This window comes from Streptomyces sp. NPDC019396, assembly GCF_040632375.1.
Classification (GTDB): domain Bacteria; phylum Actinomycetota; class Actinomycetes; order Streptomycetales; family Streptomycetaceae; genus Streptomyces.
Map to the genome: position 1 here is coordinate 1 of NZ_JBEYBS010000095.1, position 1,669 is coordinate 1,669.

The 1,669-nt window shown below is 67.5% G+C and carries 2 protein-coding genes; both read left to right on the plus strand.

Annotated elements, in window-relative coordinates; genetic code table 11:
- Positions 1-813 precede the first annotated feature (813 nt).
- The gene (locus ABZ532_RS31605; protein ID WP_361291456.1) at positions 814-1,236 is read left to right on the plus strand and encodes a hypothetical protein; all 423 of its coding nucleotides are present in this window, start codon (positions 814-816) and stop codon (positions 1,234-1,236) included.
- A 42-nt stretch (positions 1,237-1,278) separates the two neighbouring features.
- Entirely contained in the window at positions 1,279-1,521 is a 243-nt protein-coding gene (locus ABZ532_RS31610; protein ID WP_361291459.1) for a hypothetical protein, read from the plus strand.
- Positions 1,522-1,669 lie beyond the last annotated feature (148 nt).

Below are 1,669 nucleotides of genomic sequence, written 5' to 3' on the forward strand. Positions count from 1 at the left end.
ACCCTCATTGATCCCTCAGGGAACCCGCAGACATCCCTCCGTCCTTCCGGCGAGCCGTCGCCCGCGCCGTCCACGGGGTGGGGTGGACGGACGGAAGCGACCGCAGCGATCAGAGTCGGCGACAAGGGGCCCGCGCCGCGGTCCATGTGCCGGCGACTGAGAGCGCGATGAATCAGCCGGTGGAGGCCTCGCCGGGCGTAGGGGTGCTCAACGCGATTGCGCAGGAATGCGGTCCAGAGTTCCTGCTGACCGGACGGACTCTCTCGGAGCAGGCTGCGGTGGTGGATGTCCTGCTCGCCAGAGGCTGGAGTCCGGCGCAAATCCGCCATGTCGTTGTGGGCCCTGGCTGGCCTGAGGTGATCAAGACCAGTCGTGCGGCATTGATCGCGGGACGGTTGCGGCGTGCGATCGGGGGGCCGGCTCCGGCAACCGCGACGCCGATTCCGGCTTCCCGCGCGTCGATCGATGCTGAGGGCTGGGGTTGTGCTGGGGGTTCAACGTGGACACCGCCAGCGTGGACGGGTGAGGTTCCGCGGGTACTCGCCGAATGCGTGGAATGCGGAAGCCCGGCCCTTGCGGACGGCCACGACAAGTGCCCGGTGTGCCCGGGCTGGCCCGAGTGCGTCGGTGGCTGCGGTATCGCCGACACCTCGAAGCGACGTGTCCGACCGCAAGAGCCGACCGATCTGTGCTCCGCCTGCCGGGAGCCTCGGCAAGCGGAGGCGAGCACGGCCTTGAGCGTTCAGCGGCTGACCGCCAGTCTCCACACACCAATTCTCCCAGACTCTAGGGTTCAGAGTGTAGAGTGAGAGCATGCGCAAGATCGAGATCGATGACGAGGTGTTCGCCTACCTGCAACGCCACAGCGAACCCCTCGTCGACACACCCAACGACGTCCTGCGGCGTGAGCTCTTCGGCGAAGGAAGGGCAGCATCCGAACACGAGACTCGGCGCCCAGGCGCGCTGATGTTCATCATCGAAGCCGAACTCGTCTCCCCCGGCGACAAACTCCGGCATCACCAGCCTCGCCGCCGACAGACCCACGATGCCGTCATCACCGCTGACGGATGGGTCGAGCTCCCCGACGGCCGCGCCTTCCCCCAGCCCTCCCCCGCGCTCAAGGCGCAGACCGGCAGCTCCATCAACGGATGGGGCCAATACACCCATGTGCCCAGTGGCCGCAGGCTGCAGGAACTGCGCGAAGAGGCCGCAAAGCACCAGGCTAAGAGCGATTGACCCCGGGTGCCGGCCTCCGACCGATCTACCAAAGACGTGGCGATGGACAGCAAGACCGACAGCACCGGCCTCGCGGAACTGCGGGAGATGCGGGACGCGATCAGTCTGGCAACATCCGCGGGCTTGTCGGTGATCGATATCGTCGCTCTGGTGCCGTCACTCGGCCCCCAGGCACCGGTCAGCACGCCAACTGAGCCCGAGCCGACCGGTTCCTGCAGCGAAGATGAGGTGAAGCGCAGACAGCACCACTGTCGATCCAGGTCCAGCCGGTGCTCCCGCGCCTGACCTGGATCCCGTCGGCGAGGCCACTACAGCCGCCTGCGATGCCGAGCAGCCAACCCGCAGGGCAGAGCACCAGGACGACGAGGTCGCGGCCGAACACGCTGCTCAGACTGCCCCTCCCCACCCCGAATCCGTCCCGTTCCTGGTGCGC